26 protein-coding genes are annotated in these 23375 nt (G+C 66.4%); 11 read left to right on the plus strand and 15 right to left on the minus strand.

What is annotated here, in order from left to right:
* Positions 1 to 2: 2 nt before the first annotated feature.
* Complete coding sequence (locus E8M01_RS04980; RefSeq protein WP_136959104.1) at positions 3 to 761, plus strand: sulfite exporter TauE/SafE family protein; 759 nt, start codon at positions 3 to 5, stop codon at positions 759 to 761.
* 48 nt (positions 762 to 809) lie between these two features.
* On the opposite strand, the gene E8M01_RS04985 is transcribed toward E8M01_RS04980, so the two are convergent.
* From E8M01_RS04985 to E8M01_RS04995, 3 genes are all read right to left on the minus strand, one after another.
* Entirely contained in the window at positions 810 to 1556 is a 747-nt protein-coding gene (locus tag E8M01_RS04985; protein ID WP_136959105.1) for a YebC/PmpR family DNA-binding transcriptional regulator, read from the minus strand.
* 131 nt (positions 1557 to 1687) lie between these two features.
* Positions 1688 to 2215 (minus strand): protease adaptor protein RcdA, encoded by a 528-nt coding sequence (rcdA, locus tag E8M01_RS04990; protein ID WP_136959106.1) that lies wholly within the window; start codon positions 2213 to 2215, stop codon positions 1688 to 1690.
* Between the two features lie 357 nt (positions 2216 to 2572).
* The gene (locus tag E8M01_RS04995) at positions 2573 to 2848 is read right to left on the minus strand and encodes a DUF1192 domain-containing protein (RefSeq protein ID WP_342778672.1); all 276 of its coding nucleotides are present in this window, start codon (positions 2846 to 2848) and stop codon (positions 2573 to 2575) included.
* On the opposite strand from E8M01_RS04995, the gene E8M01_RS05000 reads away from it, so the two are divergent.
* The 5 genes from E8M01_RS05000 to E8M01_RS05020 all read left to right on the plus strand — a co-directional run bounded on the left by E8M01_RS05000 (position 2847) and on the right by E8M01_RS05020 (position 6941).
* Entirely contained in the window at positions 2847 to 3857 is a 1011-nt protein-coding gene (locus tag E8M01_RS05000) for an NAD(P)H-quinone oxidoreductase (RefSeq protein ID WP_246088602.1), read from the plus strand. The two genes, E8M01_RS04995 and E8M01_RS05000, sit on opposite strands and share 2 nt — an antisense overlap.
* Positions 3858 to 3931: 74 nt before the next feature.
* Positions 3932 to 4723 (plus strand): SDR family NAD(P)-dependent oxidoreductase, encoded by a 792-nt coding sequence (locus E8M01_RS05005; RefSeq protein WP_136959107.1) that lies wholly within the window; start codon positions 3932 to 3934, stop codon positions 4721 to 4723.
* Entirely contained in the window at positions 4720 to 5697 is a 978-nt protein-coding gene (locus E8M01_RS05010; RefSeq protein ID WP_136959108.1) for a small ribosomal subunit Rsm22 family protein, read from the plus strand. The genes E8M01_RS05005 and E8M01_RS05010 overlap by 4 nt, the downstream gene beginning before the upstream one ends.
* Positions 5698 to 5709: 12 nt before the next feature.
* A complete protein-coding gene (locus E8M01_RS05015; protein WP_136959109.1) occupies positions 5710 to 5958 on the plus strand; it encodes a cysteine rich repeat-containing protein in 249 nt (82 codons plus the stop codon).
* An 89-nt stretch (positions 5959 to 6047) separates the two neighbouring features.
* Positions 6048 to 6941, plus strand: a complete 894-nt coding sequence (locus E8M01_RS05020; protein ID WP_136959110.1) for a DMT family transporter — start codon at positions 6048 to 6050, stop codon at positions 6939 to 6941.
* A gap of 226 nt (positions 6942 to 7167) precedes the next feature.
* Here E8M01_RS05020 and E8M01_RS05025 read toward each other — a convergent pair whose 3' ends face one another.
* From E8M01_RS05025 to E8M01_RS05035, 3 genes are all read right to left on the minus strand, one after another.
* Complete coding sequence (locus E8M01_RS05025; protein ID WP_281287837.1) at positions 7168 to 8253, minus strand: 5-(carboxyamino)imidazole ribonucleotide synthase; 1086 nt, start codon at positions 8251 to 8253, stop codon at positions 7168 to 7170.
* Complete coding sequence (purE, locus tag E8M01_RS05030; protein ID WP_136959112.1) at positions 8240 to 8749, minus strand: 5-(carboxyamino)imidazole ribonucleotide mutase; 510 nt, start codon at positions 8747 to 8749, stop codon at positions 8240 to 8242. Before purE ends, E8M01_RS05025 begins: the two co-directional genes overlap by 14 nt.
* Positions 8750 to 8882: 133 nt before the next feature.
* Positions 8883 to 9095 (minus strand): YdcH family protein, encoded by a 213-nt coding sequence (locus E8M01_RS05035; RefSeq protein ID WP_211596699.1) that lies wholly within the window; start codon positions 9093 to 9095, stop codon positions 8883 to 8885.
* Positions 9096 to 9357: 262 nt separating this feature from the next.
* Between E8M01_RS05035 and E8M01_RS05040 the strand changes: the two genes are divergently transcribed.
* Complete coding sequence (locus E8M01_RS05040) at positions 9358 to 9540, plus strand: YdcH family protein (RefSeq protein WP_136959114.1); 183 nt, start codon at positions 9358 to 9360, stop codon at positions 9538 to 9540.
* A gap of 108 nt (positions 9541 to 9648) precedes the next feature.
* Here the strand turns inward: E8M01_RS05040 and E8M01_RS05045 are convergent, their stop codons facing one another.
* Positions 9649 to 10230 carry a cytochrome b gene (locus tag E8M01_RS05045; protein ID WP_170181791.1) on the minus strand — a complete coding sequence of 194 codons (582 nt, stop codon included), beginning with the start codon at positions 10228 to 10230 and terminating at the stop codon, positions 9649 to 9651.
* Complete coding sequence (locus E8M01_RS05050) at positions 10217 to 10972, minus strand: RibD family protein (RefSeq protein WP_136959116.1); 756 nt, start codon at positions 10970 to 10972, stop codon at positions 10217 to 10219. Before E8M01_RS05050 ends, E8M01_RS05045 begins: the two co-directional genes overlap by 14 nt.
* A gap of 203 nt (positions 10973 to 11175) precedes the next feature.
* Between E8M01_RS05050 and ribA the strand changes: the two genes are divergently transcribed.
* Positions 11176 to 12261 carry a GTP cyclohydrolase II RibA gene (ribA, locus tag E8M01_RS05055; RefSeq protein WP_342778675.1) on the plus strand — a complete coding sequence of 362 codons (1086 nt, stop codon included), beginning with the start codon at positions 11176 to 11178 and terminating at the stop codon, positions 12259 to 12261.
* 166 nt (positions 12262 to 12427) lie between these two features.
* Positions 12428 to 14686, plus strand: a complete 2259-nt coding sequence (locus E8M01_RS05060) for a YfhO family protein (RefSeq protein WP_136959118.1) — start codon at positions 12428 to 12430, stop codon at positions 14684 to 14686.
* Here E8M01_RS05060 and E8M01_RS05065 read toward each other — a convergent pair whose 3' ends face one another.
* The 6 genes from E8M01_RS05065 to E8M01_RS05090 all read right to left on the minus strand — a co-directional run bounded on the left by E8M01_RS05065 (position 14687) and on the right by E8M01_RS05090 (position 20336).
* Complete coding sequence (locus E8M01_RS05065; protein ID WP_136959119.1) at positions 14687 to 15454, minus strand: LamB/YcsF family protein; 768 nt, start codon at positions 15452 to 15454, stop codon at positions 14687 to 14689.
* Between the two features lie 12 nt (positions 15455 to 15466).
* Positions 15467 to 16504 (minus strand): 5-oxoprolinase subunit C family protein, encoded by a 1038-nt coding sequence (locus tag E8M01_RS05070; protein ID WP_136959120.1) that lies wholly within the window; start codon positions 16502 to 16504, stop codon positions 15467 to 15469.
* Positions 16501 to 17229: a 5-oxoprolinase subunit PxpB gene (pxpB, locus tag E8M01_RS05075; RefSeq protein ID WP_136959121.1), complete on the minus strand. Its 729-nt coding sequence runs from the start codon at positions 17227 to 17229 to the stop codon at positions 16501 to 16503. The genes E8M01_RS05070 and pxpB overlap by 4 nt, the downstream gene beginning before the upstream one ends.
* Before the next feature lie 52 nt (positions 17230 to 17281).
* Complete coding sequence (locus E8M01_RS05080; protein ID WP_136959122.1) at positions 17282 to 18610, minus strand: TRAP transporter large permease; 1329 nt, start codon at positions 18608 to 18610, stop codon at positions 17282 to 17284.
* A 3-nt stretch (positions 18611 to 18613) separates the two neighbouring features.
* A complete protein-coding gene (locus tag E8M01_RS05085; RefSeq protein ID WP_136959123.1) occupies positions 18614 to 19147 on the minus strand; it encodes a TRAP transporter small permease in 534 nt (177 codons plus the stop codon).
* A gap of 196 nt (positions 19148 to 19343) precedes the next feature.
* Positions 19344 to 20336 carry a TRAP transporter substrate-binding protein gene (locus tag E8M01_RS05090; protein WP_215908857.1) on the minus strand — a complete coding sequence of 331 codons (993 nt, stop codon included), beginning with the start codon at positions 20334 to 20336 and terminating at the stop codon, positions 19344 to 19346.
* A 334-nt stretch (positions 20337 to 20670) separates the two neighbouring features.
* On the opposite strand from E8M01_RS05090, the gene E8M01_RS05095 reads away from it, so the two are divergent.
* Together E8M01_RS05095 and E8M01_RS05100 are read left to right on the plus strand one after the other, a co-directional pair.
* Positions 20671 to 21219, plus strand: a complete 549-nt coding sequence (locus E8M01_RS05095) for a winged helix DNA-binding protein (protein WP_136959124.1) — start codon at positions 20671 to 20673, stop codon at positions 21217 to 21219.
* Between the two features lie 91 nt (positions 21220 to 21310).
* Entirely contained in the window at positions 21311 to 21706 is a 396-nt protein-coding gene (locus E8M01_RS05100) for a nuclear transport factor 2 family protein (RefSeq protein WP_170181792.1), read from the plus strand.
* A gap of 24 nt (positions 21707 to 21730) precedes the next feature.
* Here E8M01_RS05100 and E8M01_RS05105 read toward each other — a convergent pair whose 3' ends face one another.
* Positions 21731 to 23371, minus strand: a complete 1641-nt coding sequence (locus tag E8M01_RS05105) for a hydantoinase B/oxoprolinase family protein (RefSeq protein ID WP_136959126.1) — start codon at positions 23369 to 23371, stop codon at positions 21731 to 21733.
* Positions 23372 to 23375 lie beyond the last annotated feature (4 nt).

Raw genomic sequence — 23375 nt, forward strand, 5'->3', positions numbered from 1 at the left:
TCATGGATTTTCTTGCCCGTCTCGGCGATTCGCCGCCCTTGCTCGTCCTCGTCGCGGCGCTCGTGGCCGGTACCGTGCGCGGCTATACCGGGTTCGGCTCGGCGATGATCTTCATGCCGGTCGCCGGCGCCTATCTCGGCCCGAAGACCGCCATCGGCATCATGTGGATCATCGACGGCACCTTGCAGCTCGCCATGGTGCGCTCGACCTGGAAACATGCGCGCTGGAGCGAGATCGGCCCCCTGTTCATGGGCTATGTCGTCGGCCTGCCGCTCGGCGTCTATGTGCTGATGACCTTCGATCCCGGGCCGATCCGCTGGGTCACCTCGATTTCCATCGTCGTCGCACTCGCCATGCTCTTGACCGCCAAGCGTGTCGAAACCTCGCCGGGCCTGCCGGCAACGGTGGCGACCGGCGCCGCATCGGGGCTCATTTCGGGTATCGCCAGTCTCGGCGGCATGGTGCTGTCGCTGTTCTGGCTGGCTGGCCCGAGCCGCAACGAGGCGGTCAGGGGCTCCTCCGTCGCCTTCTTCGTGCCGGCCTCGCTGCTGTCGGGCGCGCTGCTGGCCATTGCCGGCATCTTCAACCTGGAAGTCCTGCGCATCGCCGCCTGGGCGATCCTGCCCTATGGCGTCGGCATCGGGCTCGGCTCGCTGCTGTTCAGCCATGCCGACGCGCGGCTGTTCCGGCCGGTGGCCTTCGCGGTGATCGCGGCGGCCGCGCTGACCAGCCTGCCGGTGCTGGACGCCTGGCTCAGATAGTCCCGGCCGGGCGGCCCGAGCCGCCCCGCATCAATCGACCGTCCAGCATCAGCCGCCCATCTTGGCGACCAGCGCGTCCGACAGTTCGAAATTGGCATAGACATTCTGGACGTCGTCGTTCTCGTCCAGCACATCCATCAGGCGCAGAAGCTTCTCGCCGGTCTCGTCATCCACCGCGATGGTGTTCTGCGGTTTCCAGGTCATCGCCGATTTGCGCGGTTCGCCAAATTTCGCTTCCAGCGTCTTGGTCACCTCGACCAGGCTCTCGATCGTGGTGGTGATCTCGTGGCCGGTCTCGGAGGAGACGACATCCTCGGCGCCGGCCTCGATCGCCGCCTCCAGCATGTCGTCGGCCGAAGCCTTGGCGGCCTCGAACTCGACCACGCCGACCCGATCGAACATGAACGACACCGACCCGGTTTCACCCAGATTGCCGCCGCTCTTGGTGAAATAGGAGCGCACTTCCGAAGCCGTCCGGTTGCGATTGTCGGTCAGCGCCTCGACGATGACCGCGACGCCACCCGGGCCATACCCCTCGTAGCGGATCTCGTCATAGGTCTCGGTGTCGCCCCCGGCCGCCTTCTTGATGGCGCGCTCGATATTGTCCTTCGGCATGTTTTCCGCGCGCGCCGCCAGGATCGCCAGACGCAGGCGCGGGTTCATGTTGGGATCGGGCATGCCCATCTTGGCCGCGACCGTGATCTCGCGCGCGAGCTTGCCGAAAAGCTTCGAGCGGACCGCATCCTGGCGGCCCTTGCGATGCATGATGTTCTTGAACTGGGAATGCCCGGCCATCGTGACCCTCTCGACCCCGCCCCTGTGGCGCACGTTCACCGGCCAGCAGGGCGCATGGGCGCACCGCGTCAGGCCGGCGGTGATTTGGCGGGTCTTATAGGCGCGGGTTCAGCCGAAATCCAGACGCCGGCTCAGCGCTTCATGCCAAAGGCGGCGGCCAGCCGGTCGATCTGTCCGGCGACCATGTTGCGCGGGTTCGGCGCGGCCGGCTCGGCCCCGGAATAGAGCAGCTTGTCCATATGCATCACCCGCTCCTGCAGGCGCATGGCCTTGCCGATCAGTTCGCGCAGCGCCTCGGGCAGGTCGACAAGGGTCGCATCGGGGGTTGCCGCACCGACCGAGGACAGCCGCACCTTGGACTTCTCCTGGGCGGCCTGTTCCTGGGTGAGCTCGCCCTCGTTGACGGCGCGCTGCAGCAGGAGCCAGGAGGCCAATTGCATCAGCCGGGTGGTCAGCCGCATGCTCTCGGTCGCATAAGCAAGCGCCGCACTGCGATCCAGGGCCTTGCTTTCGAGCCGGCCCGATCCATCGAGATAGGTGGCGGTTTCCTCGACCAGGCCCATCCCATCGCGGAACAGATCCTTGAATGCCGGCGAGCTCGCCAGCCGCGCGGCGAAGGCGACAGTTGGCCGGATCTCAGGTGCGAACTCATTCGACATGACGCATCAACTCCCACAGGCATCGTCCTTGCCGTCGTTGCCCTCCGCTGTCCAGAACATGCTTAAGCGAAGGTAAACGGGGCTCTGGCCTTGAACGAGCAAGCACGATGCCAGGGTCCTTGTCCCGCCTTGGGACGAATCGGATGCTATGCTGCAGCAGGATGCTCTGCAAAAAAAGGCCGCCCGAGGGCGGCCCGAAAGTAATTAACAGGGAGGCGTCAAACAGAGTGGACAGGAGCCACTCGCGTCCAGCGAACTGAACGATTTCGGTTATAAACTGGAAAGGTTAACCCCTGGTTAACCCCCGCCGTTGCAGGCGGCGATTCGTTCCGGATGCGGGACGCAGGCTACGACTGCTCAGAATTTGAAGACGCTGTCGGCCGCACTCTTGCTCGACGTCTTTGCCGCGATGGCGGTCTCGAGCCGCCGGATCTCCGCTTTCAGAAGATCGACCCGTTCGGCCAGTTCGTGAATGGACAGGGTCGCCAGATCGCTGCCGACCTCATGGGCTGGTGGTTTCGGGCGAGGCCTCTGTTCTTCTTCCATGGTGAACCTCCGATACGCCGGCTGGCGTGGCGCTTGGCCAGAGGTTATCACCATCAACCCTTCCCTGTCGAAATGGACAAGGCTCATGACTGGCTCGACCGCAGCGCTGCCCGCAACCATGACCGCCATCGCAATTCCGGTCCCCGGCGGGCCGGAAGCCCTGGTGCCGGAGACCCGCCCGGTGCCGACGCCCGGCCCGCAGGAGATCCTGGTCAAGGTCGCCGCCGCCGGCGTCAACCGGCCGGACGTGCTGCAGCGGGCCGGCGGCTATCCGCCGCCGAAGGGCGCCTCCGACATTCCGGGCCTGGAAATATCAGGCGAAGTTGCAGCCCTTGGCGTCGGCGCCAGCCGCTTCAAGCTCGGCGACAAGGTCTGTGGGCTGGTCGCCGGTGGTGGTTATGCCGAATATTGCGTGGTGCACGAGACCAACGCGCTGGCTGTCCCCGCCGGCCTCTCGCTGGTCGAAGCGGCCGGCATTCCCGAGACCTTCTTCACCGTCTGGTCGAACGTCTTCGACCGTGGCGGGCTCAAGTCGGGCGAGACCGTCCTGGTCCACGGCGGCACATCCGGCATCGGCGTCACCGCCATTCAGCTCGCCAAGGCCTTTGGCGCGACCGTGCTGACGACGGCCGGATCCGATGACAAATGCGCCGCGGCCAAGGCGCTCGGAGCCGATCACGCGATCAACTACCGCAGCCAGGATTTCGTCCAGGCGGTCAGCGAGATCACCGCCAAGAAGGGCGTCAACCTGATCCTCGACATGGTCGGCGGCGACTATGTCGAGCGCAATCTGAACTGCGTCGCGGCCGATGGCCGGATCGTCCAGATCGCCTTCCTGCACGGTTCCGAGGTGAAGCTCGACCTGCGCTGGCTCATGCTGAAGCGCATCACCTTCACCGGCTCGACGCTGCGCGTCCGCGACATCGCCTTCAAGGCAGCACTCGCCGATTCACTCCAGGCCAAGGTCTGGCCGCTGCTGGCATCAGGCAAGGTGAAGGTCGTGATGGATTCGACCTACCCCCTGATCGACGCGGCCAAGGCGCATGCCCGCATGGAGACCAATGCTCATATCGGCAAGATCGTATTGACGGTCTGACCTGAGATCGGAGCTCTGCCGTGCCTTGAGTTTTCCGTTTAGAAAGCTTGATATTCTCGCATCAGGAGCAGGGCATGGGCGTTCTCGACGGCAAGGTTGCAGTCATCACCGGCGCGGCGCGCGGCATCGGCCGCGCCATCGCGGAGCGCTTCGTCTCCGAGGGCGCCAAGGTCGTCATCGCCGACATCATGGCGGATGTCGGCGAAACCACCGCGGTCGAGCTCGGCGGCAATGGTAAGGCGGTGTTCGTCGCCTGCGACGTCGGCGACAAGGCCTCCGTCGACGCCCTGGTGAAAGCGGCCCGCGCCGCCTTCACCGGCGATATCGACATCCTCGTCAACAATGCCGGCATCTCGCACAATGACGATTTCCTCGATCTGGCCGAGGCCGATTTCGATCGCGTGCTGAGGGTCAATCTGAAGGGCTCCTTCCTGGTCGGCCAGGCGGTCGCCAGATGCATGGTCGCGCAGGTCAAGGCCGGCAAGGCGCCGGGCGCCATCGTCAACATGAGCTCGGTCAATGCCGTGCTCGGCATCCTGAACCAGACCCCCTATTGCGTCTCCAAGGGCGGTGTCCGCCAGCTTACCAACGTGATGGCGCTGGGCCTTGCCGAATATGGCATCCGGGTCAATGCCATCGGTCCCGGCTCGATCGCCACCGACATGCTGAAGAACGTCAACAACGACGCCGCCGCGCGCCATCGCCTGCTGTCGCGCACGCCGCTCCGCCGCATCGGTGAGCCCGACGAAATCGCCAAGGTGGCGGTGTTCCTGGCCTCCGACGGTTCGAGCTACATCACGGGCCAGACCATCTATGCCGATGGCGGCCGCATCGGGCTCAACTATACGGTTCCGGTGAAGGATTGAGCGGCGAGCTGCCTGCGTCGCTGCGCGCCGGCCTGGAGGCGCTGGCCGCCGCCCACCCTGGCCGGGCGCTCGGCGAGGCGAGCAGCCGGCTCACCAGCCATTATCGCGGCGGCCACGGCACCAGGCTCGACGCGGCCGTCGATCTCGCTGCCTATGCGGTGGCCCGCATGCCGGCGACCTATGCCGCCTTTCGCGCCGTGCTCGACGAGGTCGCGGCGCGCGTCGACATCCAACCCGTCAGCGTCACCGATATCGGTTGCGGCCCCGGCACCGCCGCCTGGGCTGTCGCCGATGCCTTTCCCGGCATCGCCACGGCAACCCTGGTCGACGCCCATTCCGGCATGATCGGCCTCGGGCGCAAGCTCGCCGAGGCGGGCCCGCGCGCCCTTGCCGGCGCCACCTGGATCACAGCACCGATGGCGCGGCACCTGGCCGAAGCCGCCAAGACCGACCTGGTGGTTGCCGGCTACGCGCTGAACGAAATTCCGCCCGACGAGGTGGCGGGCATCGCCCGGCAGTTCTACGCCGCCGCGACCGGACTGGTGGTCATCGTCGAGCCGGGCACGCCGCAGGGTTTCGCGGTTATCGACCGCGCGCGCGCCGCCTTGATCGCCGCCGGTGGCCAGGTCGTCGCGCCCTGCCCACATGCCGGCCCCTGCCCGCTCCAGACGCCGGACTGGTGCCATTTCTCCGCGCGCCTGCCGCGCCTCAAGGCCCATAAGGCCGCCAAGGGCGCCGACGTCCCGTTCGAAGACGAACGCTATTCTTATGTCGCCATTGCCAAACCCGGCATGGTGATCCGGCCAGCGGCGGCCCGTGTCCTGCGGCCGCCGAAAGCCACCAAACCCGCCACCCTCTTCCGCCTTTGCACCGCCGACGGCCTGCAGGACAGGACCGTCGCCGGGCGCGACCGCGACCTCGCCCGGCGCACGCGCAAGACCGGCTGGGGCGACGCCTTTCCTGCTGATCCCTAACGGAGCCGCCCGATGAAACGCGCCACGATCCTTGCCACGCTGGCCCTCGCCCCGATGCCGGTGGCCGGCCAGGCCGTCGCCGAAAGCAACCTGTCGTTCAGCCAGAAGCTGTCGATCTATCGGGCCTGCCGGGCGGATCTCAATCAGCACTGCCCCGACGCCGGCACCGACGGCGCCAAGATCGAAGCCTGTCTGCGCGCCAACCAGACCCGCCTCACGCCGGATTGCCGCACAGCGATCATTGGTACCGGCGCGCGCTGACCGGCGGGTCGCACATCACCCCTGCGATGGCGCCGGATTGACCGCGTCGAGGCCGCTCGTGATGGTCCAGGCCATCAGGAGATCACGCTATGCTTGCCTTGCCCTGGCTCTGGGCCGTCTTCACGGTTGTCGCCGCCGCCGCCCAGACCGCCCGCAATGCCATGCAGCGCAGCCTGACCAGCACGCTCGGCACCATTGGCGCCACCCATGTTCGCTTCCTCTATGGCTTTCCGTTCTCGCTGATCTTCCTCGGCCTGGTGAAGCTGGCCGTCCCGAGCGCCGGCTTTCCCTTGCATGCCACCTTCTTCGCCTGGGTGGTGGTCGGCGCCGTCGCGCAGATCGCCGCGACCGCGCTGATGCTGGCCGCCATGCAGGAACGCTCCTTCGTGGTGACCACCGCCTATACCAAGCTGGAACCGGTCCTGGTGGCCTTGTTCGGCGTCGTCATCCTGGGCGATCACCTCAGCCTCTGGGCCTGGGTCGCGATCGTCGTCGCGACCTCCGGGATCCTGTCCATGTCCTGGCGGCCGGGTACGGAGAACGCCCTTCGGCCAGCCTTGCTCGGCGTCGCCTCGGCGGCCCTGTTCGGCGTCTCCGCCATTGGCTTTCGCGGCGCCATCCGCTCGCTCGAAGCCGACAGTTTCGTGCTGGCCGCAACCACGACGCTGGTCTGCGGCCTGGCCATCCAGACCGTTCTCTTGACCACCTACCTCGCGATCTTCGATCGGCCCGGACTGATCGCCATCTTCAAGAGCTGGCGCCCGTCGGTCTTCGCCGGCTTTCTCGGCTCGTTCGCCTCACAGTTCTGGTTTCTCGCCTTCGCCCTCGAGACGGTCGCCAAGGTCCGCACGCTGGCGCTCATCGAGGTGATTTTTGCCGGCCTGGTCTCCGGCGCCATCATCAAGCAGGCGACCAGCCCGCGCGACGGACTGGGCATCGCGCTGATCGTCATCGGCGTCGGCCTGCTGCTGACGCTGGGGTGATAAGGGCGAGTAGCGAATGGCGAGTGGCGAAATCGGGCGCGCGGTGACCGGGATATCGGGCGAGCCAGACCAGCCGGAAGCGCTGGCGATCTCTACGTCATCCTCGGGCGAGCGAAGCAAGGGAAGGGAGTGACGGAGTGGATGAACCGATGGGCAATTGGTGAGACTCGACCGGTATCCGAGTCACCGCAGGCCCTATTCGCCACTCGCCACTCACCATTCGCCCCTAAGTCAGCTGCGTCAGCCGTGTCACATGGCCCATCTTGCGGCCGTCGCGCTGGTCGCGTTTGCCGTAGAGATGCAGCACCGCGCCGCTCTCCGCGGCGATCGCACGCCAGGCTTCGACATCGGCGCCGATGAGGTTCTCCATCACCGCGTCCGAGTGGCGTGCGGTCGAGCCGAGCGGCAGGCCGGCCACCGCGCGCATGTGGTTCTCGAACTGCGAACAGTGGCAGGCCGCCTCGGTCCAGTGGCCGGAATTGTGCACGCGCGGCGCCATTTCATTGACCACCAGTCCACCGTCCGCCGTGACGAACAGCTCGACCGCGAGAACGCCGACATAGTCGAGCTTCTCGGCCAGCACCTCGCCCATCCGCGCCGCCTCGTTGGCCTGTTCCGGCGTCATCCGCGCCGGCACCGTCGAGGTTCTGAGGATGCCGTCGCGATGGACGTTCTCGACCGGATCATAATGCCGGATCTCGCCATCGGCGCCACGCACCACGATCACCGAAATCTCGCGTATGAACGGCACGAAGGCTTCCAGGATCGCCGGCTGGCGGCCAATCGATGAAAAGGCCGCCGCGGCATCGTCGCCGTCGCGGATCACCGCCTGACCCTTGCCGTCATAACCGAAGCGGCGGGTCTTCAGCACCGCCGGCCGGCCGAGCCGGGCCAGCGCGCGATCCAGATCGGCCTCGTCGTCGACCGGCTCGAAATCCGGCACGCCCAGCCCGCAATCGCGTGCGAAGGTCTTTTCCACCACCCGGTCCTGCGACACGGTCAGCGCGCGCGGGCCGGGCCTGACCGTCAACCGGCTCGACAGGAAGCGCGCCGCCTTGTCGGGCACGTTCTCGAACTCGTAGGTGACGATGTCGACATCCTCGGCGAAGCGGGCGAGCGCGACCTCGTCGGAATAGTCGGCCTCGGTGATGCGCCGGACCACGTCGAAAGCCGGGCTCTCCGGCTCGGGCGCCAGCACCTGGCAGCGCAGGCCGAGCTTGGCGCCGGCCAGCGCCAGCATGCGGCCGAGCTGGCCGCCACCCAGAATACCGATGATCTGATCGGGGCCGACCGACCGTTCAGTGGTCGTCACGAGGCCGCTCCGCGATGCTTGCCGTCTGTTTGGCGCGATAGGCCTCGAGCCGCGCCGCCAGCGCCTCGTCATGGAGCGCCAGGCAGGCGGCGGCGAGCAGCGCCGCATTGATCGCCCCCGGCTTGCCGATCGCCAGCGTGCCGACCGGGATGCCGCCGGGCATCTGAACGATCGAATGCAGGCTGTCGATGCCGGACAGCGCCTTGCTCTCCACCGGCACGCCGAACACCGGCAGCATGGTGAGGGCCGCGGTCATGCCGGGCAGGTGCGCCGCACCTCCGGCACCGGCGATGATGATCTTGTAGCCCTTGGCCTTGGCGCCTTTGGCGAACGCGTAGAGCCGGTCGGGTGTACGATGGGCGGAGACGATCAGCGGCTCATGCGCCACACCGACCGCATCCAGCGTCTCGGCGGTATGTCTCATGGTCGCCCAATCGGACTGGGACCCCATGATGATGGCGACGGGCGGCACCCCGCTCGCGGCATTTCCCGACATAAAACTGCTCCCCAGCGGCCCGGACGGCCTCGCGAAAGAAGCGCCAGAGCATAGGCAGAGCCACGGCCAGCGGCAAGGCCACAAGCGGCCCGGCCTGACGTTCACCTTGCCTTAACCACGATTACGGTGCGTTTCAGGCAATGATGTCGGGCGTCCGCATGTCCTCGAGATAGGAAATCCGGTCACGCAGCGCGAGCTTGCGCTTCTTCAGCCGCTGCAATTGCAGCCGGTCGGCCACCACCAGGGCGGCCAGCGCATCGATCGCCGTGTCGAGGTCGCGATGTTCCTGCCTCAACCGCTCCAGTTCGAGCGAAATGTCGCGCTCTTCGTCCTCGGTCAATGGCATTGCCGCACCGGTCAAGGGAATCGGAGGCGCTTCGCTCGGGAAGCGCCGGCCGCGACTATCGCGCTCACCGCGGCCGAGGGCAAGGCAGCCGGCAGGGGTCCGGACGCGATAAGGCCCTGGGGGGCGACGCAGCGGCACCCGGCACCCGTAACATTCCGTGATTTTACTTTGCCGGAGAAGGGGTAAAACATCGGTCGTCCGACGCGTAGCGGACCCCGTCCGAGATGCTGTCGGCACGCCCCATTCTCAAAAGGAGACATGGATGAGTCTGCAGTCGCACTTGTCGGAATTGGAACGGCGCCATCAGGCGCTTGATCGAGAACTCGCAGATATTGTCGCCAGTCCGTCGTCTTCCGACGAAAAAATCGTCGATATCAAACGACGCAAATTGCTTTTGAAAGATGAAATCACGCGGCTGAAAGCCGGTGTACGGAGTGTTCACTGAAGGAGATTCCACCGGATCATGACCGCGCACGGCGCGGTCGAGCCGATCAACGGACCGCCGGCCGCCCATGGCGCCGGCGGTCTCGTTTTTTAAGAAGGGTACGAAGACCTAAGCCTTTGACGGCCACATGCGCCTGAACACACCGTCCTTCTTGATGACCAGATGCATCAAGGCCGCGCCGACATGGCCGACCACCAGGACGCTGAGCAGGGCCACCGCGGTGAAATGCACGAGATAGACCGGTTGCGAACTTTCCATCGTGCCGGAGATCGGCAAGGTCATCGGAATGGTCCAGAACAGGTTGACCGGTGCGCAGCACATCGAGGTGGCGATCCAGCCGGAGAGCGGCACGACGAAGATCAGCACGTAGAGCAGATGGTGCAGCGTGGTCGAGGCGACCCGCTCGAACGGCGTCAGCGACGCCTCGGGCGGCGGCGCGCCCTTGAAGATCCTGAGCAGGACGCGCAGCACGGCCAGCATGAAAATGATCAGGCCGATGGATTTGTGCAGCTCGTAGAGCCGCCCTTTCAGGACGGGATTGGCGCCCGGCGCCGGCTCCCAGGGAATGTTGGTCATGACCACGCCAAGCGGCACCATGCAGAAGACCAGGATGGCCATGATCCAGTGAACCGCGCGCTGCGGCGCCGAATAGACGGTCTGAACGGTCGAAAAGGCGTCAGGCTGCTGCATCCGCATTGTCCTCGCTCGCTGCAAGCCTGAGATCGCAGTCGAACAGGACATCCCCGTCGGGAAGCTGATGCACCCGGGTCACCGGGCGCAAGGCATCATCCACGACCGAGATGGGTGGCAATTCGATCCCAGGCACTCCCGAGCCAATGATCATCGGGGCGACCAGAACATGCAAGCGATCGACGGCGCGATGTTCCAGAAAGATCGACACGGTCCTGGCGCCCCCTTCGATCAGGATCCGCTTCAGGCCAGCATCGAACAGCGTCTCGACGATCGAATGCGGCGACAGCGCCGTCGGGCTCAGCCGCTTGACCAGCAATTGTTCGACGCCGTCGGGCACGGCCTGCGGCTCGGCCCGCAGCACGATCCGCCTGACGCCGTCGTCGACGAGGCATTTGGCGTCCGGCGGCAACCGGCCGCCGGCATCGATCACCACGCGCGCCGGGCTTCGGCCCGGCACCCGGCGGACCGTCAGCAACGGGTCGTCGGCGATCACCGTGCCGACCCCGACCACCACCGCGTCGACATGGGCACGCAGCCGATGCAGGTGGTCGAGCGCTGCCGACCGGTTGATATATTTGGAATGGCCGGTCAGCGTCGCGATGCGGCCATCAAGCGATTGACCGAGCTGGGCCACCACGAAGGGGCGCAGCGTCGAGGCCGTGTCGAAGCCGGCAAATGGCCCTTCCAGCTCGAGATTCGATCTCCGCTCGCATCCGGAATGGTCAGCGTGTAGAAACACGGGTGGCTCCGCGACGATAGCGTCATTCGACAAGGGAGCCTCCCAGACTGGGATTCCGGCGCCGATCGCGCTTGATTGGCATGTCGAAACTCCTACATGCGGTCGGAGACATCCGGGCGCACAATACGCGTCGGCATGCACGGCAAGGGCCTGAAGGCAGTTCTATGACGGATGGGAATGGGATTCTAGGCTCTCGCGCCGACTTGGATCAAACCCGTGTCGAGCGTGCGCTGGCCGAGTTTCGCGCCGCGCGCCCGGTTTTGATAACAGGCGAGACGGAAGCGGTGCTCGTGTGTGGTGTCGAAGGTCTCGAGCAGCCGCTCGCCGAGGCCCTGGCCAAGCTCGCCCTCGGCACGCCGCGGCTGGTGCTGCCCGCGGCACGGCTTCGGCGCCTCGGGCTTGAGCGGACGTTGCCCGGCCGCGTCGCGCTGCCGAGCATCGACCTGAAGCGGATCGAACAGCTGGCGCTGGTCATCGATGCCAAGACCGATGCCCCGGTGGCGCCGGTCGACGGCCTCGACGAGACCGCGCTCGAACTGGCCCGGCTGGCTTTGACCGTGCCTGTCGTCGTGGCCGTACCGGTCGATCCGGCCCGGCTCGACGACAGCAATGTCGAGCGGGTCAGCGTCGAAGCGGTGAAGAATTTCCGCCGCAACGAAGTTCGGCGCCTGCGCATCGTCGGCCGCGCCCCGGTGCCGCTGGAAGGTGCGCCGGAGACCGAATTCGTCGTGTTCCGCGGTGGCGAAGGCTTGCGCGACCAGGTCGCCATCGTTGTCGGCAAGCCCGACCTGACCAAGCCGGTGCCGGTCCGGCTGCATTCCGCCTGCCTCACCGGCGACCTGTTCGGTTCGCTCAAATGCGATTGCGGCGACCAGTTGCGCGGCGCGGTCGAGTGGATGGCCAAGAATGGCGGCGGCGTTCTGCTCTATCTCGACCAGGAGGGCCGCGGCAACGGCATCGCCAACAAGATGCGCGCCTACAAGCTGCAGTCGCTCGGCTTCGACACCTATGATGCCGACGAGGTGCTCGGCTTCGACCTGGACCAGCGTCATTTCGACTTCGCCGCCGAAATGCTGAAAAAGCTCGGCGTCGCCGAGGTCGACATCATGACCAACAATCCGGTCAAGGTGACGGCGCTGCGCGAGGCCGGGCTGCACGTCGTCTCCGAGCGCCGCGTCATCGGCCGGCCGACCGATGAGAATGTCCGCTATCTCGCCTCCAAGCGCGAGCGTGCCGGCCATTTCATCGATACCGACGCGCTGTTCGCCAGGCTCAATGCCGGCGAGTGAGGTCGGGCGGCCAGCGCCTGCGGCGGGGCGAGGGCCCGCCGGCGGATCGTGAAAAAAATGCGCTCAATTGGATCTTAACGCGCCGGCCGGCATACGAGCCTTGTGATCGATCGCGCCGCAATCGCAGGTGCGCTATCAAGACCAGGTCTTGAGCCCGGACCCGTCAATGCAAGTGCCCGCCCGCGCGCCGTTCAGCCTGCCCGCCACATTAGGACTGTTCATCCTGGCCTGGGCCGTCCTGGCGTCCCCCTGGCTGGTTGGCGCCGTCACCATTCCCTGGGACGCCAAGGCCCATTGGTATCCGCATCTCGGCTTCGTCGCCCGCGCCCTTCATGGCGGCGGGGCGGCATTCTGGACCCCCGATATCTTCACCGGCTCGCCCGAAATCGCCGATCCGCAATCGGTGCTCTTTTCGGCGCCGCTGATGCTCTTGGCGGCGCTCGATCCGGCGCCCTCGCTCGCCGCCATGGACCGCACCGTCTTCGCCATGCTGCTGGTCGGCGGCATCGCGGTGATCCTGGTCTTTCGCGACCGCGGCTGGCATTGGGGCGGCGCCCTGGTGGCCGCCATCGCCTTTGCCTTCGGGGCGGCGGCGAGCTGGCGCATCCAGCATGTCAACCAGGTCTTCTCGCTGTGCTGGTGGCCGGTCGCCTGGTGGCTGCTCACCCGCGCGCTGGACCGCTCGTCGATCGCCTATGGCATCGCTGCCGGCATCGCCGCCGGCCTGATGGTCGTCGGGCGCGATCAGGTGGCGCTCATCCTGACCTATCTGCTCGTCGGCCAGGTCGCGGCCCACTGGTTCGTCGGCCACGGCCGCCTCAGGCGCCTTGCGGCCAGCCTCGCGCCGCTCACCGCCGGTGCCGTCGCGGGCCTCCTGATCGTCGCGATTCCCGTGGTCCTGGCGGCACTCTGGGGCGAACAGTCGAACCGTGTCGCGATCGACCTGGAAGGCGCCGGCCGCGGCTCGCTCCACCCGGCCTTTCTGCTGAGCCTGGCGATCGGCAACATCTACGGCGCGGCGGGACCGCTGGTCGACTACTGGGGGCCGCCGAGCCCGACCTGGGGCGAGACCGGCCTGTTTCTGGCGCGCAACATGGGCGTGCTTTATGCCGGCGCGCTGCCGTTCTTTCTGGTCTTTGCGGTCTATGGCACCGGCGCGGCATTTGCCGCCGAGATCCGCTATGTCGCGATCGCGCTGATCGTGACGCTGGTCTTCGCGCTCGGCTGGTACACACCGGCCTTTCAACTGTTCTGGCATGTGCCGGGTGTCAACCTGTTCCGCCGGCCAGCCGATGCCGTCTTCGTCTTCGGCGGCCTCTATGCGGTGCTCGCCGGCTACGGCGCGCATCTCCTGCTGACCGGCCGGCTCAAGACCGACTGGATGGCCCAGACCGGCCTCGCCTTCCTGTTCACCATCATCGCCATCCTGCTGATCATCACCAAGGCCGCGCCGCTCAGCGCCTGGCCGCAACTGCTGATCGGCGTCGTCACGCTGGTGCTCTCGCTGGCCGTCCTGACCGCGGCGCCGAAGATCAGGCCGGTCCTACTGGCCCTGGCGCTCGCGGTCGTCCTGGTCCAGGACCTCGCCATCACCAATGCGCCGAGCGAATCCACGGCGCTGCCGCCCGCGACCTATGACGTGCTGCGGCCCGACACCGGCAATGCGACGGTGGCGCTCTTGCAGACGAGCCAGGTGCGCGACGCCACGCGTCGCGACCGCGTCGAACTGATCGGTCTCGGCTATTTCTGGCAGAACGCCGCCATGGTCCATGGTTTCGAGGACACGCTCGGCTTCAACCCGGTTCGCTCGGCCGCCTATGCCGCCCTGGTCGGCGCCGAAGATATCGCATCGTTGCCGAACCAGCGGCGCTTCCCGCCGGCCTTTCCATCCTACCGCTCGACGCTGTCGGACATTCTGGGCCTGCGCTTCATCGTGTCGGGCGTGCCGATTGCCGAGGTCGACAAGGCTCTGCCGGCCGACGGTCTGACGCTCGTGGGGCGGACCAGCGATGCCTATGTCTATGAAAACCCGCGCGCCCTGCCGCGGGTCTGGGTCGCGCCGGCGGCCGAGGCCACGCCCGAACGACTGGCCGAAACCGGCTTTCGACCCGATCTCGACCCGCGCGACACCGTTCTGATCGAAGGGCCGGTGCCGCCCCGCCGGACTGGCGGCGGCACCGCACGCATGCTCGGCTATGCCAATACCGAGGTGGTGGTGGAAACCGAAACCCGCGATGGCGGCATCCTGGTCCTGGCCGACGCCTGGCACCCCTGGTGGGTCGCCCGCATCGACGGCCGGGAGGCGCCGCTCAGGCGCGCCTTCGGATTGGTGCGCGCCGTCGAGGTACCGGCCGGCAAGGCGACGGTGCGCTTCTCGTTCGAACCGTTCGCCGGCGCGCTGCGCGAGCTTATCCGCCGGCGCTGATCAGGCTGCCTTGAACGGCTTGACCGCGATCCCGGCCGCCTCCAGCCGGTCGCGCACCCCGCGTGCCATGGCAACCGCCGCCGGGTTGTCGCCATGCACGCAGATCGTGTCGATCTTGACCTTCAGCACCTTGCCGGTGACCGTGATCACCTGCTGGTCCTCGACCATGCGCAGCACCCGTTCGGCGGCAAGCGCCGCGTCATGGATCACCGCGCCGTCCGTCTTGCGGCTGGTCAGGTTGCCGCTGTCGTCATAGGTGCGGTCGGCGAACACTTCGCGCGCCATCGGCAGGCCGAGGCGCTCGGCGACCCGCTCGGTCGGCAGTCCCGGCATCACGATATAGACGAGGCCCGGATCGATCGCCTTGATGGCGCGGCCGATCGCCAGCGCCATGTCCTCGTCGTCATTGATCATGTTGCCGAGCGCGCCATGCGCCTTCACATGGGTCACCTTGTGACCGGCGAGCGCCGCGCAGGCCTGCATCGCACCGATCTGATAGGCCACCTGCTTTTCCAGATCGGCCATGCTGTCGCCGCGGATCACCCGCCGGCCGAAACCCCAGAGGTCGCCGAAGCCCGGATGGGCGCCGATCGACACGCCCTTGGCTTTGGCGATCTCCGCGGTGCGGTGCATGATGATCGGATCGCCGGCATGCCAGCCGCAGGCCACATTGGCCGACGTGACGATGTCGAGCATGGCTGCGTCATCGCCCATCTTCCAGGGTCCGAAGCCCTCGCCCATATCCGAATTGAGATCGACAGAAGCCATCATCGTTCTCCTTCACGTTTGGATGTCGTGCTGCATGGACGCCGTTTCGTGTGCGTCGACCCAGCCGTCGACGAGATTGAGCGACAGCAGCCGCTCGGCGTCGAGTCCGCCTCCGACCGGCTGCAGGCCGGCGGCGACCGCGGCGAGCATGGCCGCCTGGTCGCGCGCGGCGGCGATCGCCTGGTCGCGGCTGATGGCGGTGAAGCGCACCTCGCTGCCGGGGCGCTGCTGCACGAAGCGCGGCAGGTCGGCGGAGATGATGGTGGCGATCTTCGGATAGCCGCCGGTGGTGCCTCCATCGGCGAGCAGCACGATCGGCTCGCCGGAGCCGGGCACCTGGATCGAGCCGGTTGCGATGCCGTCCGAGACGATGTTGAATCCCTTGGAATGTTCGATCTTCGGCCCGGACAGGCGATAGCCCATGCGGTCGGCCTGGGCCGAGATGACATAGGCCTCGCTCGTCAGCGCGCGCAGGCCGGCTGCGGAGAAATAGTCGTCCTGCGGACCGAGCACGACGCGGTAAGCGCCGGCATTGACCCGTGGCGGCACCGTCACGGTCAGCTCCGGCCCGCCGGGCGCGCCGGCAACCGGCAGCCGCTGGCCCGGCTTCACCGGCTCGCGGCCGACGCCGCCGAGACCGGCGCGCAGATGGAATGACTGACTGCCGAGATCCGGTTGCAGGTCGAAACCGCCGGATACCGCGAGCATCATGAAGACGCCGAGCCTGGCCGGGCCGACGCTGATGACCTGGCCGGCGCGTGCCGTGACGCTCGACAAGGCCGGAACCGGCTCGCCGTCGAGCTTCAGATCGGCCATGGCTCCGGCAAGGGCAACACGAACCTCACCACCCTCGACCTCGAACGAACCGCCGAACAGGGTGAATTCGATCGCGCCGGTGCCCGGCTCATTGCCGACCAGCCGGTTGGCGACGGCCAGCGCGACCCGGTCCATGGCGCCGGCCGGCCCGACGCCATAACGCTGATAGCCGAACCGGCCGGCATCCTGGATGCTGGTCCCGGCGCCGCAATCCCTCACCAGGAGACGCGTCATGCCGCGATCTCCTCGGCCACCGGTTCGCCGGCCGCGGCCGCCCGGTCGAGCTCGTCCCAGCGCGACGCATCGACCGGCTCGAACACCACCTCCTCGCCGGCCCCGACCAGGAAGACCGGGTCGCGGTCGGGCATGAAATTGCGCACCGGCGTGCGGCCGAGCAGGTGCCAGCCGGACGGCGCCTCGACGGAGGCGAACAGCGCCTGGACGCCGCCGATCGACACCGTGCCGGCCGGGGTCTTGACCCGCGGATCGGTGCGCCGGGGCAAGGCAATGCTCTGGTCGGCGCCGGAGAGGTAGCAGAAGCCCGGCAGGAAGCCGAGCATGGCCACCCGGTAGATCCGGTCCGAATGGCGCCGGATCACCTCATTGGCTGTGATCCCGTGCCTCGCCGCCACATCCTCCAGGTCGATGCCGAATTCACCGCCATAGACCACCGGCACCTTCCAGCGCTTCGGCTGGGCGGTCGAGCGTTTCAGGCCGCCGAGCACGCCGAGCACGCGGGCCTCGAACCCGGCCGTGTCGATGGTCAGCGGATCGAGATGCACGAGCACCGAGCGATAGGTCGGCAAGGTTTCGACGACGCCTGGAATGGCTGCGGCCGCCAGCGCCTCATCGAAGGCGAGGCACAGCGCATTGACCTCGTCGTCGATCTCGGTGCCGAACTCCACCGTGACGGCGGTGTCGCCGCAGGCAAGAAAGCGCGGCTGGATGGGCGCGCCCATCGCGGACCTCATGAGCTGGGGACAGTTGGGATCATCAACGGCTGAGGCGATCCTAGCGTGGACCGCCGGCCTGCGTCGCCTCCACGAACATGCGGGGCAGCACCGTCACGATGTCGGGGAAGACGCTGATGATGACGATGGCGACGACCAGCATGAGGAAGAACGGCAACGAAGCATAGGCGACGAACCACGAGTCGCGGCCGCTCATCGATTGCAGCACGAACAGCACGAACCCGACCGGCGGCGTCACCTCGGCGATCTCGACCAGCAGTACGATGAAGATGCCGAACCAGATCGGATCGATGCCGACCTTTTGGATCATCGGCAGCACGATGGTCGTGGTCAAAACGATCATCGAGACGCCGTCGAGCGCCGTGCCGAGGATGATGTACATGATCGTGAGCACGGCGATCAGCTGGAACTTGGACGGGTTCAGCCAGCCGACGAACTCGGCAAGCGCGCGCGGGATGCCGGTGAAACCCATGGCGATCGTCAGATAGGCCGCACCCGCCAGGATGAACATGATCATGGCGGACAGCCGGGTCGCCGCGAGCAGGCTCTCCTGGAAATGCTCCCAGGTCAGCGAATTGCCCCACCAGGCCAGCGCCAGCGAACCGACCACGCCGAAGGCGGCGGCCTCGGTCGCCGTCGCATAACCCGCGACGATCACCCAGATGACCATCACGATCAGCAGCATGCAGGGGATGAGTTCTTTCGACGCAATGAGCTTCTGCTTGAAGCTCATCTCGCCGAGATCGTCGGCCGGAACCTGGTCCGGGTGCAGCAAGGCCCAGACCACGATATAGCCGGAGAACAGCACCATCACGAGCAGGCCGGGCAGGAAGCCGGCGAGGAAGATCTGGATGATCGAAACCTCGGCGGCCACCGCATAGACCACCATGATGATCGACGGCGGAATGAGGATGCCGAGCGTGCCGGAACCGGCAAGCGAGCCGAGCGAGATGGAATCGGGATAGCCGCGCCGCTTCAGTTCCGGAACGGTCATCTTGCCGATGGTGACGGCGGTCGCCGCCGACGAACCGGACACCGAGCCGAAAATGCCGCAGGCCAGCACATTGACGTGCAGAAGCCGCCCGGGCATCCGCCGCAGCCACGGCGCGAGCCCGGCGAACATCTGGTTCGCCAGATTGGTGCGGAACAGGATCTCGCCCATCCAGACGAACAGCGGCAGCGCGGCCAGTTCCCAGGAGGCGACCGACTGCCAGACCGCGGTTGCGAGATTGAGCCCGGGCGAGGAATTGGTGAAGAAGGCCATGCCGACCCAGCCGGTGATGGCCAGCGAAAAGCCGATCCATGCGCCGACCGACAGGGTGGCGAACATGACGACGAGCAGGATGGTGCCGATGGTGAGCGCGCCCATAGCTCAGACCTCGCCCGAATAGTCGCCGGCCGCATGGCGGTCGCGCACCTGCTGGACATAGGTCGGCACGAGCCCCGAGGCGACGCGGAAAAATTCGTCGACCACTGCGATGGCGAGCACGATGGCACCGATCGCCACCGGCACCTGCGGGATCCAGATCGGGATCGGCAGCAAGCCCTGGCCGCGTTCGTCGAAGATGAAGCTCTCATAGACCATGTTGCACAGCCAATAGGCGAGGTAGGCGCCGAAGGCCGTGCAGAGCGCCAGCGCGACAAGCTCGATCCAGCGGGCGGTCCGGTCGGAAAAGCGCTCGACGATGATGCCCATGCGCACCAGTTCGCCGCGCTTGAAGGTCGCGGCCAGCGGCAGGAAGGCGGCCGCGGCGCAGACCCAGGCGGTGACGTCGTCGGCACCGCGCAGCAATGTGCCGTTCAGCCGCAGCGCGGCCTGCGCCATCATGATGGCGCAGATGGCGAAGACGGCAAAGGCGCCGAGCCAGGCCGCCCCGAGATAAAGACTATCGAGAAATTTTCGCATGACCAACCTGTGGTTTACCGGCGCGATCCCTGCGGGTTGCGGCGTCGACGAGCGAGATATCGGGAGTGGACGGGGATCGGAATATCATCAGCCCGCAAGAAGCAAGACCCGGGCCGGCGGCACGCACGACACCGCATGGAACCGGCGCTTGCAGCGCCGGTCCTTGATGCGGTGGGGAGGCCAGGGTTTTCGCCGGTCAGGCGCGAATGCGTGAGTTGAAGTTCTCGATGACGGCCTTGCCGGCGTCGCCGGTCTTGCCGATCCATTCCTCGGTGAGCTTGGCGCCGACCGCCTTGACTTCGGTGAGAAGCTGCGGGGTCGGATCGACGATGGTCATGCCGTTCTTGCGCAATTCCTCGACCGAGGCGATCTCGACTTCGGCTGCGAGCTTCCAGCCGCGCGGTTCGGCCTGCGCCGAGGCGGCCAGCATGGCTTGCCTGACCGGCTCCGGCAGACGCAGCCAGGCGCGTTCGTTCACCAGCACGGCGTTTTTCGGCATGGAGGCGCGCAGATTGACGAACTGACTGGCGAACTCCCAGGCGCGCGACTGCACGCCGGTGGCCCCAGACGTGATCATGCCGGTGACGATGTTGGTGGCGAAGGCCTGCGGCACTTCGGAGGCCTGAACCGCGGTCGGCACGGCACCGAGCAGTTCGGCCATGCGCGAGGTGATCGGGCTCACCGTGCGGAATTTCATGCCGCGCATGTCCGCCGCCGAATTGATCGGCGTCTTCGAATAGAAGGCCTGGCTCGGCCAGGCGACGGAATAGAGCATGCGGATGCCGCGCTTCTGCAACGAAGCCTGGAGCGCCGCCTTGGAGGCCTCATAGAGCTTGGTGGCCTGATCGAGGCCCTGGGCCAGGAAGGGGATCGAGTCGAGTTCGTAGAACGGATCCTCGTTGCCGAACTGGCTGATCAGGATCTCGCCGGCGGCGACCTGGCCGGTCGACACCGCGCGCAGGATTTCCGGCAGGCGGATCAGCGAATTGTTCGAGTGGACCTGGATCTTCATCGACCCGCCGGTCGCCTTGGCGATCTCCTCCACCCACCAGCGGACATTCTGGGTGTGATAGGTGCCGTCGGTATAGGGCACCGGCATGTCCCAGGCGGTCTGGGCGCGCAGCACGGTAGGCGCGGCAAGCGTGGTCGCGCCGGCCATGCCGGCGAGAATCTGACGGCGGTCGAACATGGGAGAAACTCCTGAAGTCCCTGATCTCTGGATGGTCCCGCCTTTGACAGGCGGTCGAGGCTGCTTGCCCTTGAATATCGATTGGATCGCTGTTTCACCCACAAGACAAGGGGTCTGTATGCATTGCGGTGCACACTGGAACGCGCGAATTCCGGCGCGTCGCCCCCCGGCTTGCGACATGAAACCACTCTCAGACCCGACGATCGCGCAACAAAAAGTCCGTGTCAACATATCGTTGATAATTTATCGTCGTTTTCTTGATTTGATTTCGATAAGATGACCACCATAAATCGACTGGTTCCGATGTCGTCCTCCGCTTGCGAGAGAATCGCCGATGCCCTCAACGCCGACGCCTTCAGCAGTGACGTCTCCAACCGCAACGCTCGGCCCGATCGTCTCCTCGGCGCACCTCGCCTCGGGAGCCATGCCGGCGCTCTCCGAGTTCGAGTTCGGACTGATCCTGGTCGGCCATGCTTTCGACCGCTGGATGACCCGCTGCGCCGCAGCCGCCGGCGTGCCCGGCCTGTCACCGCTCGAAGTGCTGATCGTCCATACCGTCAATCACCGTGGGCGGCCGAAGCGCATGGCCGATATCGCGCTGGTGCTGAACGTCGAGGACACTCACCTCGTCACCTATGCCGTCAAGAAGCTGGAAGCGGCAGGGCTGGTGAAGGGCGAGAAGGTCGGCAAGGAAAAGGCCATCGGAACCAGCGCCAAGGGCGCCGATTTCTGTCTGCGCTATCGCGAGATTCGCGAGGCCCTGCTGATCAAGGGGGTCAAGGCTTTCGGCACCGACGCTGTCGAACTCAGCCGGATCGCCGCCGAGATGCGGGCGCTCTCCGGCCTCTATGATCAGGCAACCCGGTCAGCCGCGAGCCTGTGAACCGGCGAAGCGCGTCGCAGGCGCATCCACTTGGCGTGATCCGGTGTTCGTATCTTCGACAGGGCTGGGATGCTGCGACAGGAGCAATGCCATGAGCCGCAATACGGACACCGTCAAGGCAGCATACGAGGCGTTTGGCCGTGGCGACATTGCCGCCATTCTCGACAAGCTCGCCGATGACGTGGAATGGGAACACGATTGGGGTGGCGCGCAATTGCGCTGGTATGTCTCGCGCCGCGGTCGCGACAATGTTGCCGGCTTCTTCCAGACGCTCGACGACTTCGATTTCCTGAAATTCGAGCCCTTCGCCTTCCTGGAAGACGACGGCATGGTCGTCTCGCTGGTCCGCCTCGAATTGCGCGTCAAGGCCACCGGCAAGGGCTTCAAGGACCTCGAGGCCCATCTCTGGACCTTCGGCGCCGATGGCCAAGTGGCGAAATTCCGCCACCTGGCCGACACCCATCAACTGGCAGCCGTCACGGCGTGACCGGTCGGGCGGCCGGGCTCGCGCTCAGCCGCCATAGACCTTGGCGCCGGCCTTGCTGATCAGCCCCTCGGACAGGTCCTTCTCGACCGCCGCCTTGTCGCGGGCCGTCGGAGCCCCGATGCCGCCGCCGCCAGGGGTCATCACCACCAGGCGGTCATCCGGCGGGATCAACTGGAAGCCTTTGCCCTTGAGCTTCACGCCCGACTTCAGCGCGACCGCACCAGCGGCTCCATCCTTGCCGCCGTCACGGCCGCGCGGGGGATGATCGATACGGTCATAGGCCGCCAGCAGATCGAACGGCTTGCCGATGCGGCTGCCGACCTCGATCACCTGGCCGAGGCCACCGCGGGTCTTGCCGGCACCGCCGGAATCCGTGCGGAACTCCTTGCGCCAGAAGATCAGCGGGGTGATCGATTCGGCGATCTCGACCGGCGTGCCCTTGACGCCGGAGGGATAGGCGGTCGCCGACAGCCCGTCCTTCAGCGGCCTGGCGCCGGTGCCGCCATTGGAGGTTACCGCCATGGTGAACCCGTAATTGCCGAGCCCGGCATCTTCGGTCTGGCCGCGGACATTGAGGTTCCACAGGCAGGACGTGCCCTCGGCCGGCACGCGCTCGGGGATCGCCTGGCGCAACGCGCCGAACACCACATCCGGCAACATCTGGCCGATCACGTGGCGTGAGGCGACCGGCTTCGGCTTCAGCGCGTTGACGATCGAATCCTCCGGCGCCGACACGGTCAGCGGCGCCAGCGAACCGGCATTGTTCGGGATATCCTTGCCGACGATGCAGGCAAGACCGAACACCGTATAGGCGGTGGTATAGGCCAGCGGCACGTTGATGCCGCGGCGCGAGGCCGGGCCCGTGCCGGCAAAGTCGACATGGATGCCGGTCTTCGACACCGTGACGGTGGCGGCCAGGACCACTGGCTCGTCATAGCCGTCGACCGTCATGGTGTTCGACCAGGAGCCCTGCGGCATGGCGGCGATGGCGTCCAGCACGGCGGCGCGCGAGCGGCTCAGGATGTGCTTGGACAGCACGTCGAGATCGTCCAGGCCGAACTCGGTCATCATCGCGGACAGCCGTTCGCAGCCGACATCGTTGCAGGCGGCGAGCGAATAGACGTCGCCTTCGGTATCGATCGGCAACCGGGTATTGGCCCGGATCATCGCCATCAGCGTCTCGTTCAGCTTGCCATTGTCGGCGAGCTTCAACAGCGGGATATAGAGGCCTTCCATGAACACGTCGGTGGCATCCGGCCCGAAGCCGATGCCCCCGATATCCATCAGGTGGCTGGTGCAGGAGAACAGCGCGACCAGCTTGCCCTTGTGGAAGGCCGGCGTGGTCAGCACGAAGTCATTGAGATGGCCGGTGCCCATCCACGGGTCGTTGGTGATGTAGATGTCGCCTTCGCGCATCGTCTCCACCGGGAAGGTGCGGATGAAGTGCTTGACGCTCTCGGCCATGGAATTGACGTGGCCCGGCGTGCCGGTGACCGCCTGGGCCAGCATGTTGCCGTCACGGTCGAACACGCCGGCGGAGAGATCGCCCGCCTCGCGCACGATCGCCGAAAAGGCCGTGCGCAGCAGCACCTGGGCCTGTTCTTCCACCACCGCGATCAGGCGGTTCCACATGACCTGCAGATCGATGTCGGAGAGCTTGGTCATGACG

Source organism: Phreatobacter stygius (assembly GCF_005144885.1).
In the GTDB taxonomy this organism is placed as follows: Bacteria; Pseudomonadota; Alphaproteobacteria; order Rhizobiales; family Phreatobacteraceae; genus Phreatobacter; species Phreatobacter stygius.